This window comes from Treponema sp. (assembly GCF_017430385.1).
Lineage (GTDB): Bacteria > Spirochaetota > Spirochaetia > Treponematales > Treponemataceae > Treponema_D.
The window spans coordinates 1-12,416 of the sequence record NZ_JAFRNB010000040.1; the positions used below are offsets into that span (position 1 = coordinate 1).

The 12,416-nt window shown below is 44.8% G+C and carries 15 protein-coding genes; 14 read left to right on the forward strand and 1 reads right to left on the reverse strand.

What is annotated here, in order from left to right; translation table 11 throughout:
• The first annotated feature begins 145 nt into the window (after positions 1-145).
• The 14 genes from IJJ71_RS03025 (at position 146) to IJJ71_RS03090 (ending at position 11,630) form a co-directional block, all read left to right on the forward strand.
• Entirely contained in the window at positions 146-739 is a 594-nt protein-coding gene (locus IJJ71_RS03025; RefSeq protein ID WP_296845279.1) for an amino acid ABC transporter permease, read from the forward strand.
• Positions 732-1,484, forward strand: a complete 753-nt coding sequence (locus IJJ71_RS03030) for an amino acid ABC transporter ATP-binding protein (protein ID WP_296845241.1) — start codon at positions 732-734, stop codon at positions 1,482-1,484. The genes IJJ71_RS03025 and IJJ71_RS03030 overlap by 8 nt, the downstream gene beginning before the upstream one ends.
• Positions 1,485-1,644: 160 nt before the next feature.
• Positions 1,645-2,604, forward strand: a complete 960-nt coding sequence (locus IJJ71_RS03035; protein ID WP_296845242.1) for an ABC transporter permease — start codon at positions 1,645-1,647, stop codon at positions 2,602-2,604.
• Positions 2,598-2,735: a hypothetical protein gene (locus IJJ71_RS03040; RefSeq protein WP_296845243.1), complete on the forward strand. Its 138-nt coding sequence runs from the start codon at positions 2,598-2,600 to the stop codon at positions 2,733-2,735. Before IJJ71_RS03035 ends, IJJ71_RS03040 begins: the two co-directional genes overlap by 7 nt.
• Positions 2,732-3,508: an ABC transporter ATP-binding protein gene (locus IJJ71_RS03045; RefSeq protein WP_296845244.1), complete on the forward strand. Its 777-nt coding sequence runs from the start codon at positions 2,732-2,734 to the stop codon at positions 3,506-3,508. The genes IJJ71_RS03040 and IJJ71_RS03045 overlap by 4 nt, the downstream gene beginning before the upstream one ends.
• 167 nt (positions 3,509-3,675) lie before the next feature.
• Complete coding sequence (locus IJJ71_RS03050) at positions 3,676-4,761, forward strand: ABC transporter substrate-binding protein (protein WP_296845245.1); 1,086 nt, start codon at positions 3,676-3,678, stop codon at positions 4,759-4,761.
• Between the two features lie 175 nt (positions 4,762-4,936).
• Entirely contained in the window at positions 4,937-5,140 is a 204-nt protein-coding gene (locus IJJ71_RS03055; RefSeq protein WP_296845246.1) for a DUF4418 family protein, read from the forward strand.
• Positions 5,125-6,336, forward strand: a complete 1,212-nt coding sequence (locus IJJ71_RS03060; RefSeq protein ID WP_296845247.1) for an ABC transporter permease — start codon at positions 5,125-5,127, stop codon at positions 6,334-6,336. Before IJJ71_RS03055 ends, IJJ71_RS03060 begins: the two co-directional genes overlap by 16 nt.
• Entirely contained in the window at positions 6,333-7,007 is a 675-nt protein-coding gene (locus IJJ71_RS03065) for an ABC transporter ATP-binding protein (protein ID WP_296845248.1), read from the forward strand. The genes IJJ71_RS03060 and IJJ71_RS03065 overlap by 4 nt, the downstream gene beginning before the upstream one ends.
• Before the next feature lie 38 nt (positions 7,008-7,045).
• Entirely contained in the window at positions 7,046-8,038 is a 993-nt protein-coding gene (locus tag IJJ71_RS03070; protein WP_296845249.1) for a PLP-dependent cysteine synthase family protein, read from the forward strand.
• Positions 8,039-8,172: 134 nt separating this feature from the next.
• A complete protein-coding gene (locus IJJ71_RS03075; protein WP_296845250.1) occupies positions 8,173-8,778 on the forward strand; it encodes a hypothetical protein in 606 nt (201 codons plus the stop codon).
• A 2-nt stretch (positions 8,779-8,780) separates the two neighbouring features.
• Complete coding sequence (locus IJJ71_RS03080) at positions 8,781-9,611, forward strand: sensor histidine kinase (protein WP_296845251.1); 831 nt, start codon at positions 8,781-8,783, stop codon at positions 9,609-9,611.
• A 21-nt stretch (positions 9,612-9,632) separates the two neighbouring features.
• Positions 9,633-10,247, forward strand: coding sequence for a response regulator transcription factor (locus IJJ71_RS03085; RefSeq protein ID WP_296845252.1), 615 nt, complete (start codon positions 9,633-9,635; stop codon positions 10,245-10,247).
• A gap of 48 nt (positions 10,248-10,295) precedes the next feature.
• Entirely contained in the window at positions 10,296-11,630 is a 1,335-nt protein-coding gene (locus tag IJJ71_RS03090) for an acetate kinase (RefSeq protein WP_296845253.1), read from the forward strand.
• A 115-nt stretch (positions 11,631-11,745) separates the two neighbouring features.
• On the opposite strand, the gene IJJ71_RS03095 is transcribed toward IJJ71_RS03090, so the two are convergent.
• A complete protein-coding gene (locus IJJ71_RS03095) occupies positions 11,746-12,372 on the reverse strand; it encodes a DJ-1 family glyoxalase III (protein ID WP_296845254.1) in 627 nt (208 codons plus the stop codon).
• Positions 12,373-12,416: the final 44 nt, after the last annotated feature.

Sequence of the window (12,416 nt, forward strand, 5' to 3'; positions counted from 1 at the left end):
ATGAATCTTCTGAAGCAAGCAGATTTTTCGGATGTCATAAAATCCAAAAACATTACAATTTCTCAAAAGCAGCACATTTGCGATAAATGCGAAGATTATCTGGATAGAGTCATTAAGTTATTTTAATGCGGATGCCCTGCTTGGAATCTTTCTTGCTCTTGCATGTTTTTTCAAAGTGCGCTTTCTTTCTCGGGTAATAGCAGTATATGTGTCTTTTATTCGCGGAACTCCGATGCTTGTTCAGCTTTATCTTGTTTATTACGGGCTTCCGCTTCTTGTAAAAAGCCTTGTTGAGGCAACGGGCGGTGAATATGACCCGAACGCTATTCCAAAAATCGTTTATGCATTCACGGCGTTCTCACTCAATTCCGCGGCCTATATGTCAGAAACTTTCCGAAGTGCGCTCGAAGCTGTGGATAAAGGCCAGCTGGAAGCGTGCTACAGCATTCACATGACGACTTTTCAGGCTTTGAGGCGGGTAATTCTGCCACAAGCCTTTGAAATTGCCCTTCCACCGCTTGGAAATTCACTTTTGTCACTTGTAAAAGATACTTCCCTTGCATTCAGCATTTCAATCGTGGACTTGATGGCCGGGGCAAAAATCGTAGCTTCCCGCTCATTCAGGTTTTTTGAAATCTACATCGTCGTTTCCTTCATTTACTGGGCAATTTGTTTTGTTCTTGAACGGCTGATTGCAGTTACAGAAAAAAGGCTCAAAAGGAAGGTTCAGAATGATTAAAATAGAACACATTGTAAAACGATACGGGAAAAACCTCGTTCTGAAAGACATTTCCCTCGAAATCAAAGACGGTGAAACTGTCGCCTTAATCGGCTCTTCCGGTGCTGGAAAATCAACCTTGCTCCGCTGCCTGAATTATCTGGAGACTGCCGAAAGCGGAAAAGTCACTTTCGATGATTTTACATTCGATTTCTCACACGCTGGCAAAAAAGAAATTTTCAGCCTTAGACAAAAATCAACTATGGTTTTCCAGAATTTCAACCTCTTCAAGAACAAGACTGTCATTCAGAATGTGATGGAAGGCCTTCTGATAAATAAGATTTGCGATAAAAACACTGCACGCCAAAGGGCGCTGGAGCTTTTGAAACAGGTCGGAATGGAAGGCAAGGCAGACTCTTACCCTGAAAAACTCAGCGGCGGACAAAAGCAGCGGGTTGGAATCGCAAGGGCATTAGCTCTGAATCCTAAAGTAATTCTTCTGGACGAACCAACAAGTGCTCTCGATCCTGAGCTTGTGGGCGAAGTTCTTTCCGTAATCAAAAGCATCGCCAAGACAGGACGTACAATGATAATCGTCACTCACGAGATGGATTTTGCTGCAAATGTGGCTGACCGTGTGATTTTTCTGGATAAAGGCGAAATCGCAGAGCAAGGGGCAGCAAAAGAAGTTCTGAGTCATCCGAAAGAAGAGCGAACGAAGAAATTCCTTGCTCGATACCTCGCACAAAACGATTACAGCATTTAAAGTTCATTTTTTAATGCACTTCCGCGGAAAAATCACAGATTTTTCCGAGACTCGCTAAAATCGCATCTCATGCGATTTTTTAACGCTCCCTACCCATTGACTAAGTAGGTAAAACCCTGTATTATATACCTAGTTTACCACTAGGTAATAAGAGGTAAAAATGCAGAATTTAAAAAACGTTCTTTATCGTGCTTTTCCTGCGCTGGGAGTGCTTTTTGCGCTTCTGGTGCAAACGATTTTCCCCGACAGTCCTCTTCATCCGACGGCGGGCAGGCATTATTACAACTTTCTTCTATATATATTGCTTTCAGTCACGGTTGCCTTTTTTGCTTTGTCTTTCTGTATTGCGAAAATACGTGAAGCTCTGGTGGAGAAGGGGGCTTTCTTTTTTGGGGCTGGAGTTTTACTTGCACTCCTGAATCTTGTGACCGCAAAACTTGCCCTGCTTCCTGTGATTTTCTTTCCAACTTTTGACAATATTCTTGCGGTTTTTGTGGAGCAGACAGGGCTTTTACTGAAATGTATCGGATTTTCGTTCAGGCTTTTGATTCTGGGTGTAATCTGGGGAACGATTGCGGGATTTATCACCGGCGTGTGCCTGGGCTTTTCCAAAAAAGTCTATTACTGGATTAATCCTTACATCAAGCTGATTGGTCCGATTCCGGCAACGGCATGGATACCGCTTGTTTTGACGACATTTCCCACTCCGCTTGGAGCAAGCATATTCATAATCGCCCTTTCAGTCTGGTTTCCGGTTCAGCTTATGACAAGCTCCGGCATTCAGAACACAAGCAAGGTTTATTTTGAGGTGGGCCGAACGCTCGGAGCAGGCACATTCTTCCAGATTTTCAAGATTGCTGTTCCGGCCGCCCTCCCGAATATCTTTCAGGGCGTTTTCAACGGAATCTGTGCGGCCTTCATCGCTTTGATGACAGCAGAAATGTTCGGTGCCAAATACGGAATCGGCTGGTACATCAGCTATCAGAAAGCCATGATGCTCTACTCAGGAGTCTACGCCGGCCTTTTAATGATAGCCGTTTTCTGTACCGTGATTATTACCGCCCTCTTCAAAATCCGCCAGCGAGTCCTGGGCTGGCAGAAAGGGTTAATTAAATGGTAGCGAACGACGGCGAAGCCGACAAAAACTGTGAGACAGGTTTTGAGCGAGTCTCGAAAAAATCTGTGATTTTTTCGCGGAAGCGAACGGCACTGCGAAGCAGGGCAAAAACTCACGAGGAGAGAAGTGTATGAATGGTGAAATAAAAATAGATAAAGTAAAAAAAGTTTTCGGAACTGGTGCTGAGCCTGTTACGGCATTGAACGGCGTGGATTTTACGATTCCGGCGGGCAGTTTTGTTTCGCTGATTGGGCCTTCCGGCTGCGGAAAGACCACTCTCCTTCGTTGTATCGCTGGCCTTGAAACTCCCACTGAGGGGTTCGTTTCTGTGGACGGCTCAAAAATCACAAAGCCCGGAAGTGACCGGGGATTTGCCTTTCAGCAGGCGAATCTTTTTCCATGGCTCACAATCCGCGAAAACGTTGCGTTCGGACTAAAAGCCCGCCACATTTACAAAGAACGCAAGGCAGACGTCGATGAGTTCATAAACCTTGTGGGTTTGAAGGGCTTTGAAAAGTCTTACCCGCACCAGCTTTCGGGCGGAATGAATCAGCGGGCGAGTCTTGCTAGAGCCCTTGTCGGTCATCCGAAAATCCTGCTTCTTGACGAGCCTTTGGGTGCTTTGGACGCATTTACCCGAATGACCATGCAGGACGAAATCTTGCGGCTAAAAAAAGAGCACGACACCACGATGGTGATGGTCACGCACGATGTCGATGAGGCGGTCTATCTGAGCGACTATGTTGTGATTATGTCCGCCCGTCCAAGCAAAGTCGAAAAAATCATAAAGATTGAGCTTGGTCATCCGCGCGCCCGTGGTCAGGACATCTTCTTGAAGTACCGTACGCAGATTCTTGAACTTTTGGATTATGCCGGAAAAGTTCAGGAAGTGGAGTATACGATTTAGGGGCTTCCCCGCCTGCCCTTCGACTACGCTCAGGGAACAGGCGGGTCGGGCTGCTCTAGGTTCCGCTTGCGCTTCATTCCGCCGCTCCCTGCGGTCGCTCTGGAACGCTTCGCGCCTTACGCATCCCTAAGCCATGAAATAAAAAATACAATATTTTGGAGGTAAAAATGAAAAAATCAGTTTTAATGGGAATGGCACTTGTGTCTTTCCTCTCATTCACCGCCTGCAACAAAAAACAGGCTGCTTCTTCGGATTCTGCTCAGAAGGTTGTCCGCATCAACTTCCAGACAGGAACTCTTTGTGCGGCTCCTGTCCATGTCGCAATGAAAATGGGGCTTTTTGAAGAGGAACTTGCCGCAATCGGACAGAAAGCTGAGTATGTTCAGGTTGTTGAGGGTGGAGCCACACTGGCAGAAATGATTGCCTCTGGCAAAGTTGACGCCGGTTATGGCCTCTACGCAACCCAGATGCAGGCAATCGAAAACGGTCTTCCAATCTCATACACTTCGGGAATCCATGTCGGATGTACAAAATACTATGTACGTGCAGACTCAAAGATTCATTCTGTAAAAGATCTTCGCGGTGCAAAAATCGGAGTTCCAGGCCTTGCTGACTCCAGCGTAATGAACCTCAAGCGAAAGCTCATGGATGTGGGCATCGGAGTCACCGCAGAGAACAATGAAGTAGAATTCCTTGCATACGCTTCAAGCGATCTTGCAATCGCCCTCAATAACGGTGCAGTTGATGTAATCGGCGCTCACGACCCTGTTGCAACAAAGGGAGAGCGTGCCTACAACTTCCGCAAAATCCTTGACACAGGAATCGATGAAAAATTCGTAAACGAATATTGCTGCCAGCAGTTCGTAACTCACAAGCTCCTCAAGGAAAACCCGGAGGGTGCCGCAGCCGTAACAAGAGCCCTGCAGAAAGCCAGTGCCTTTGTTGAGGCAGAACCACGTGTTGTTGCCCAGCTTCAGATTGAAAACAACCTTGTCGCAGGAGATTTGGACTTCAACGCGGAATTGCTCGAAGAACTCAACTTCATTCCAAGCCGCTCTCTTGGCAAAAAAACTTTCGACAAGGCTGCCCGACAGCTTCAGGAAGCAGGCATCTTGAAAAGCTCAACCGACATCGAAAAATTCATTGCCCAGAGCTATATCGAGCTCTTTGGAGTACCAGACGGCTACACTTACGACAAAGAGACAAAAACATACAAGGAAATCAACGGTGAGCGCACCAGCTTCTCACTGTAATTAAAAAAGAGGAGTTAGGATAAAAATCAGCCTGAAATAGCGTCTGATTTTTATCTTGACAAGTTTGCTTCGCAAACTTGCATTATCGATTGCCGCTCCTCATTTCATTGCGGAGCAGCTTAAAAAGTCAATCGAATGTTGAAACATTCTTCATGACTTTTTATAGGAGTTAAAAATGAAAAATTTAAACATCATCTTGTCATCGGTCACGGCAGTTTTGGGACTTCTTGTTGGAATCGCGCCTTATACATTCGCAAAAGTCTGCTCAATGCCAAAAATGCACTGTCATGCGGTCACAGCCCCAACGGTTCTGGTTTTCGGAATCTTGATTTTCGTAATTTCTGCGGCTCAGACGGTAATTTTATGGAAAAAACGCTGATTTTGCGCTCGGCGGTTGAAAAATCGCTCGCACTTTCAAATCTGTCACGAAAAGCCTACAGAACGGTTTTGACTGCGACTCTAATCGCTTTTTCCTCCGCCGTTCTGTTTGCTTCCCTCGTTCTCTCTCAGAGCCTTAAATCTGGAATCGCAGGCCTTCGTTCCCGAATGGGTGCAGACTTGCTCGTGGTTCCAGAAGGTTATGAGAAGGGCGCGGAAAATATCCTTCTTTCCGGCGAACCGAATTATTTTTACATGGAACGGAAGGTTCTGGATTCAGTCCGTGCAGTTGAAGGAGTTGAAAATGCGAGCGGTCAGTTTTATCTTACCAGCCTTTCTGAAAGCTGCTGTGATTTTCCGATTCAGATTATCGGATTTGAGCCGGAAAGTGACTTCGTGATTCAGAATTGGGCAAAATCCAGGGTAAAAACTGACACAAACGAAGAATTTTTGCTTTCGGGGAGCAATGTAAACCTGACAAAAGGGAGCGTAAAATTCTTCGGAAACGAGCACAAGATTTCTGCCCGGCTTTCAAAAAGCGGAACTGGCATGGACAACGTAATTTTCTGCGATTTTGCGAGTCTGGAGCGTATCTTTGAGGACGCAAGTTCCCGCGGGTTCGGTTTTATTTCCGACGGCGACACAAAAAACAAGCTCAGCACAGTTCTGGTCAAGATTTCCCCGGATTCTTCGGCGGATGCTGTCGCTTTGAGGATAAAAAAAGTCCTTCCGGGTGTTCATGTGATTGTCGGCGAAAAATTCATCCGTAATTTTTCAGAAAAACTTTCGGCGATTTTCGTATTTTTATATTCGATTTCGATTCTGCTGTTCTTGATTACGATTATTTCTTTGGCCTTAGTTTTTTCAATCATGATTAACGAGCGGCGTCGTGAATTTTCGATTCTTCGGGTTCTTGGCGCAAACCGGTCGCTCCTCTGCTCGGTGCTTTTTTGGGAGGCAGGAATTTTGGGAGCTGGCGGTTCAATTTTGGGAATCGGTCTTTCGGCCCTGATTGTGATTCCCTTCAACGCCCTGATTGCAGAAAAACTCGGTCTTCCTTTTGCGATGAGCGGCCCGGGCTGGATTCTGGCTTTTGCGGGGGCGGTTTTTGTGGTTACTGTGCTTTCATGCCTGATTTCGGCTGCAAACGGAGCGGTTCGGGTATCAAAAATCGAGCCTTATGGAGATGTCAAATGATTGAACTAAAAAATATTTCCAAGACATTTCAGACTCCGCGCGGTCCAAAAAACCTTCTTTCGGATTTTTCTCTTACGGTAAATGACGGCACTTTTCTTGGAGTTTCCGGGGAATCTGGAGCGGGGAAGAGTACACTTCTTTCTATTATAACAGGGCTTCAAAAGCCATCTTCCGGGAAGGTTTTGATTGACGGCACGGACATTTTCTCTCTTTCAGACAAAGAACTTTCCGCATTTCGAAACGAAAACATCGGATTTGTTTCTCAGGAGCAGAGTTTTCTGGAAAATCTTACAGTGCTGGAGAATGTCGCTCTTCCAGCCCTTCTTTCACACAAACAAAATCTTTCAAAATCAGAAATTTTCTTGCGTGCCAAAAAACTTCTTTCGGATTTTGGAATTGCAGAACTTTCTGAGCAATATCCAAATGTACTTTCGGGCGGTGAAAATCAGAGGGTTTTGATAGCCCGTGCTCTCATGAACGATCCGAAAATCATAGCCGCCGACGAAGCAACGGACGCGGTTAGTGAAAAGCAAACAAAGGAAATCACCAGCATTTTTAAGGCGCTTTCGTCTCAGGGCAAAACAGTCATTTTTGTAAGCCACGACAAAGCCGCCCTTGAAAATTGCGATGAAATATTTATGCAAGTTTCAAAGGTTCGTCAGGATTTTTGAAACTGGCTCATTCTCGAAAAAAAAACTGGAGGTACAAAATGTCAAAAAAAATTCATGAATCGCTTACGGAGCTTGTCGGTCATACTCCGCTTGTCCGTCTGCACGGATACGAAAAAAAACTGGGGCTAAAGGCTCATATTCTTGCAAAGGTCGAGTATTTTAACCCGATCGGCTCAATCAAAGACCGAATCGTTTTGCGGATTATCGAAGATGCCGAAAAAGAAGGAAAAATCATTCCCGGAAAAACGACTTTAATCGAATACACGAGCGGAAATACTGGAATTGCCGTGAGCGCAATCGGAGCAATGAAAGGCTACAAAGTCCAGATTTATCTTCAGGAAGGAGTGAGCCGGGAACGACTTCAAGTGATGAAAGCCTTTGGTGCAAATGTCACAAAAATCGGCGATGTGCCGGAGCTTCAGGACGCACTCAAAGCCACAAATAACGATTTTGTTGCCGCAACCAACATTTTGAAACAGCATATTCGTGATCGGCAGGCAGCCGGCGACAGCATTTATTTCGTCGATCAGATGGTAAACCCGCTCAACCCAAAAGCGCATCACGACACAACAGGTCGGGAAATCTGGGAAGACACAGAAGGAGAGCTTTCGGCAGTCGTAGCAAGCGTTGGAACGGCCGGCACTCTCCGGGGAATCGCGGATTATATTCATGAACAGAGCTCTGATGTCAAAATTTTTGCGGTTGAGCCATCTGCGACAGACACGCGCCTCACTGGAATTCACAATTTTACGGATGTTCCGGTTGAGCGGGTTCCTTTGAGCTTAAAAGAAAACGGTGAGCCAAAAGCTGGAATTTTCGATGAAGTTTTTGTAGCCGACACGGACGGAGCTTTTGAAGCAGCACGAACGGTGGCAAAGACTGACGGCGTTCTCGTGGGAAATTCCAGCGGAGCGGCACTCTGGGGAGCAACAAAAATCGCACAAAGAAAAGAATTTGAAGGCAAAAATATCGTGGTCGTGTTCCCGGACACAGGACTTCGTTATTTAAGCACGAATTTGTTTGAAGATTAATAAAGCTGAAAAACGAAATTATACCGCAGAAGAATGCATGACAAAACCTTGTAACGGCTTTGTTTTTCAAATTTTGCTCCTGCTCTCGACATTTTGTGCAGTTTCATTATATTATTTGTGGAGCAGGAGCTTGCATGAAATATAATGGTAGAACGGTTTTACTGTGCATAATTGCTGAGGCATTAAATTTTATTTCCGCTTACATTTTCTTGGACACACTTCATCTTCCGCTTTTTATGGATACGATTTTTACCGTTGCCATAACTTTCTATTGCGGGCTTGTTCCTGGAATTGTCGTCGCAATCCTTTACAATGTAATAGCAACTCTTACTTTGGTTATGAGGGGCTTCACATTTGAGATTTATGCGGTACTTTTTGCTATTTGCGGAGTCCTTGTTGCATTGACTATCTGGTTTTTTGCCCGCCGCAGGGAAAATTTTCAAATCAATACGGCAATTACAAGCCTTTATCTTGTGCTGATTGCACTTGTTTCGTCACTTCTTGCTGTTTTTTCTGGCGGAACAATCGATTATATCCGTTATTCACTGGCTGATCTGCCCGACAGAATGGCTCCAATCAAGAATTTTACAGATGCTTTCCGTGATCAGAATTTTCCTCTTTACGCATCTTGTATTCTTGGTCAGCTGCCGATTTCATTTTTGGACAGAATTGTCACAACTTTTTCGGGCTATGGCGTTTACAGGCTTATGGTTCGGCTTTTTGGTGAGGAAAGGTGGTAAATATGGAAACATCAGCTGCCGAAGTAAATCATCTTTATGATATCATCCACACTTACACGCTTTTCTTTGTTGTTTTTGATGTCGTGTTTTTCGTGGCGGCAGTTATTGTTGTCCTTCTTTTAATCCGATTCTTAAAATCAAGACAAAAGCTTATTGTTTCCGGTGGATATCTCCGCTATACAATCCGTGGTCAGGAAGAAGAGAGAGCCAGGATTGCGCGGGAACTTCATGATACGATTGCGCAGGATTTGCGTTATTGTGTCGGACTTGCCGAAAAAGTCCAGGATGAGGAGCTTAAAAAAGAACTCAGCGCGCTTATTTCCAAGTCAGTGAAGGATGTCCGTGCCATGAGCTACAATCTTGCTCCCCCGGATGTCACAAAGAAAAATCTTGTTGTCAGCATAATGAATTTGTGTCAGAATTTCCAGGAACAGTCTGGAATTGAATTCAGAATGGTCACGCCAAGTGCAGTCAAGACACATTTCTTAACCGAGGAAGAATGTCTTAACATTTACCGGATTGTTCAGGAGTCGCTTAACAACATCTCAAGACATGCTGATGCTCAGGAAGCCACCGTGCTTGTTCGCAATCATATCGGAACAGAGGAGAATGGGCTTTACATTTTCATAACTGATGATGGTGTCGGTTTTGATACTTCAAGAAATTATACTTCCGGCACAAGGCATTTCGGTCTTGTCGGAATGAAGCAGCGGGCTGAGCTGATTGGTGCAAAACTTGATGTGTCTTCTGAATATGGTGAAGGTACTCAGGTTAAGTTGATAAAACTTGTTACACCCCCGACAATCAAGGAAGGTATTATAAAATTTAAATAAAGTAATTAAAAAGGAAGAATAATGAAAAATACATTTTTTGTAATTGAAGACCACACGCTTACCAATCTTGGAATCCGTGAAATCTTGCAGAGCAACACTGAATTGGAATGTTGTGGATTTGCGATGAGCGAAAGCGAGGCTTTTGAAAAACTGACAGAGCTTGATATGAAGGGCGCGCTGCCCAAAATGCTTGTCCTTGATTTGTTTCTCGGCGGTGACTCAGGAATCGATGTTCTCCGTGAAGTAAAAAAGCATTTTCCTTCAATTGGCGTAGTTGTCTATTCAATGTACTCCAATCCAGGAATTATCAGCATAGTAATGGAAAGCGGTGCAAAAGGATTCGTGTCAAAGGCCAGTTCTGAGAGCGAGCTTGTTGAGGCGATAAAAGCTGTCGCTGCCGGTGGAACTTACATCCAGAAGAGCCTGATTGAGCCGCTTAAAACTTATACGAGCATTTTCGCAAGTTTTACAAAGAACGAGCAGAATGTTCTCCGAAAACTTCTTGAGCGCAAGGAAATTCCGGCCGTTGCCGAAGAGCTTGATACGGACACCAGAACGGTCAACAATTATCTTGCTAGGATTTGTGCAAAAACAGGTTGTCATAGTCATGAAGAATTGATTGCACAGTTTGGCTGAAATTTTTATAATGAATTTGTAAATTTTTATTTTATATAGAGGAAACTTATGGTTATTCTTACTTTGAACTGCGGATCTTCTTCTGCAAAGTATCAGGTTTATGACTGGGACAACAAAGATGTTTTGGCTACAGGTGTTGTCGAGCGAGTTACACAGGACGGTTCTGTAATCACACACAAACCAAAAGGAAAGGACAAATTCGTCCTCGAAAGCCCTTGTCCAACTCACAAAGAAGCAATCGAGCTTATCCTTAACGCAATCACAGACAAAGACCACGGTGTTATCACAGACATGAGTGTTATCGGTGCTGTAGGCCATCGCGTTCTCCACGGCGGAGACAAATTCACAAAGTCTGTCAAAGTTACTCCAGAGGTTTTGGATACATTCCGTTCAGTTATTGGCCTCGGCCCACTTCACATGCCAGCTAACATCATGGGTATCGAAGCTGCTCAGAAAGTTCTCCCAAATGTTCCTCACGTTGCAGTTATGGACACAGCTTGGCACCAGACAATGCCAGAGTCAAGCTTCCGCTATGCAATTCCAAAAGAGTGGTACGAGAAATACGCAGCACGCCGCTACGGTTTCCACGGAACTTCATTCCTCTACACAGCAAAACGCGCTTCAGTTCTTCTTCACAAGGCTCCAAAAGACACAAATGTTATCATCGCTCATGTTGGTAACGGTGCTTCAATGTGTGCTGTTAAGAACGGCTGCTGCTACGACACTTCAATGGGTATCACACCGCTCGAAGGCTTGGTAATGGGTACACGAAGCGGCGATATGGACTGTGCTCTTCCATTCTACATCATGCGACAGACAGGCATGACTCCTGATGAAATGGACACAGCAATGAATAAAAAATCAGGCTTGCTCGGAATCACAGGCAAATACACTGACCGCCGCGATGTTGAAGAGAACGCAAAAAAAGGCGACAAAGACTGCCAGCTCGCAATGGAGATGGAGTGCTACCGCCTCAAGAAATATTTTGGTGCATACATGGCTGCAATCGGCCCGGTTGACGCAATCGTTTACACAGCAGGCGTTGGTGAGCACTCAGCTACAATCCGTGCAAAAGCTCTCGAAGGCCTCGAATGGCTCGGAATCAAAATCGACCCAAAAAAGAACGCTCTTGCAAACACAGGCAATGCTGAGACTTGCATCTCAGCAGATGACAGCAAGGTAAAAGTATTCGTAATTCCAACAGATGAAGAGCTTGTTATGACAGAAGATGCTTTCGCAATCATGCAGGGCACTTACGATGTTCATACAAACTTCACATATTCTTTCCAGGACCCAGCTTACCGCAACAAAGCTCGCGAAGAGGGCCTCAAGAAAGATTTGGAAAAACATCCAGAATTGGCAAGCATCATTGTAAGACCGTAGTTTATTATAGCTGCGGATAAAATTTAACCACAGATTTCACAGATGTCACAGATTAAAATTAGAATCTGTGTTAATCCGTGTAATCTGTGGTTTATTTTTTTTGCCGTTAATTTGATTATCTCTGGCATGAGCCGTCGTGGATTCTCACGGCGGTTTCTGCTCCTGCCACAAGTTCCACAAACTTCATTGCAAATTGCTCCGCTGTTCCGGGGCCTCTTCCTGTAAGAACATTATTGTCCAAGACAAAAGGCACATCCGCAATATGCTCGGAATTTTCCATAACTTCTTTTGCCCAGTTATCACTTCTGCAATATTCCCCAAGATTCTTTTCCATTCCTGGGTAGCAAGTCCATTTGCGGTTCGCAAGAATTCCTGTGCGTGCCAAAACAACAGCTGGAGATGCGCACATTGCCGCAACGAGCTTTCCGCCCCTGTCCATTTTTGTAATCAGCTGGAAAAGATACTGGTTTGCCGCAAGATTGCTTGCACCCGGCATTCCGCCTGGGAAATAAACTGCATCCGGCAGGCTCTTGTCCATTCTTTCGATAAAATCTTTGAGCGTGCAATCCGCTATCAGAGTCAGCTCGTGGCTTCCTACTACTACAATTGGATTTTTGAGGCAGCCGTCTTCTGGAACTGAAACTGTCGTGACTTTTACATTTGCCCTGCGAAGATAATCCACAACCGTGAATGCTTCGATTTCTTCAAAACCTGGGGCTAAAAATACTGCAACATGTGCCATAAAAAATCTCCTTTTCCCCTGAATTATACCATGAAAATCAAAAT

Bases quoted from the DNA above. Each gene is read 5' to 3' on its own strand.
- IJJ71_RS03095 (WP_296845254.1), bottom strand. From the start codon at position 12,372: ATGGCACATGTTGCAGTATTTTTAGCCCCAGGTTTTGAAGAAATCGAA.
- IJJ71_RS03055 (WP_296845246.1), top strand. From the start codon at position 4,937: ATGAAAAATTTAAACATCATCTTGTCATCGGTCACGGCAGTTTTGGGA.
- IJJ71_RS03070 (WP_296845249.1), top strand. From the start codon at position 7,046: ATGTCAAAAAAAATTCATGAATCGCTTACGGAGCTTGTCGGTCATACT.
- IJJ71_RS03060 (WP_296845247.1), top strand. From the start codon at position 5,125: ATGGAAAAAACGCTGATTTTGCGCTCGGCGGTTGAAAAATCGCTCGCA.
- IJJ71_RS03085 (WP_296845252.1), top strand. From the start codon at position 9,633: ATGAAAAATACATTTTTTGTAATTGAAGACCACACGCTTACCAATCTT.
- IJJ71_RS03080 (WP_296845251.1), top strand. From the start codon at position 8,781: ATGGAAACATCAGCTGCCGAAGTAAATCATCTTTATGATATCATCCAC.
- IJJ71_RS03065 (WP_296845248.1), top strand. From the start codon at position 6,333: ATGATTGAACTAAAAAATATTTCCAAGACATTTCAGACTCCGCGCGGT.
- IJJ71_RS03040 (WP_296845243.1), top strand. From the start codon at position 2,598: ATGGTAGCGAACGACGGCGAAGCCGACAAAAACTGTGAGACAGGTTTT.
- IJJ71_RS03090 (WP_296845253.1), top strand. From the start codon at position 10,296: ATGGTTATTCTTACTTTGAACTGCGGATCTTCTTCTGCAAAGTATCAG.
- IJJ71_RS03050 (WP_296845245.1), top strand. From the start codon at position 3,676: ATGAAAAAATCAGTTTTAATGGGAATGGCACTTGTGTCTTTCCTCTCA.
- IJJ71_RS03035 (WP_296845242.1), top strand. From the start codon at position 1,645: ATGCAGAATTTAAAAAACGTTCTTTATCGTGCTTTTCCTGCGCTGGGA.
- IJJ71_RS03075 (WP_296845250.1), top strand. From the start codon at position 8,173: ATGAAATATAATGGTAGAACGGTTTTACTGTGCATAATTGCTGAGGCA.
- IJJ71_RS03030 (WP_296845241.1), top strand. From the start codon at position 732: ATGATTAAAATAGAACACATTGTAAAACGATACGGGAAAAACCTCGTT.
- IJJ71_RS03045 (WP_296845244.1), top strand. From the start codon at position 2,732: ATGAATGGTGAAATAAAAATAGATAAAGTAAAAAAAGTTTTCGGAACT.